Annotated in this window: 1 protein-coding gene; it reads left to right on the forward strand. The window is 46.7% G+C overall.

Annotated features, from left to right (window positions below; genetic code table 11):
- Positions 1 to 315: hypothetical protein (locus U0R11_RS13610; RefSeq protein ID WP_406752384.1), on the forward strand; the 315-nt coding region annotated here is incomplete at both ends.

Here is a 315-nt window from a genome sequence, read left to right on the forward strand (position 1 = left end):
CAGGATTTAGTGCAGCAGGAAATAACATAACAGTAAGTACCACATTAACAGGAGCTATTTCAGGCTTATCAGGAACAAACATATTAAGTAGTGCAGGCGACTTTAGCAGCGGAGTAGCGAACTTGACCAGCTTAGGCTTGACGTTCACAGGAACATCGGGTGCTGGAACCTTCACCTTTACGCCAGCCTCAGGAACAGCAATAACTAGTTCCAGTGTGACAGTCAATCCTGGAGCTGCCACTCGATTGGTGGTAACAGGATCAGCCTCTCAGACAGCAGGAACGAGTAATTCAATTACGATTACCGCCAAAGATG

It is taken from the genome of Aquirufa salirivi (genome assembly GCF_045310485.1).
In the GTDB taxonomy this organism is placed as follows: Bacteria; Bacteroidota; Bacteroidia; order Cytophagales; family Spirosomataceae; genus Aquirufa; species Aquirufa salirivi.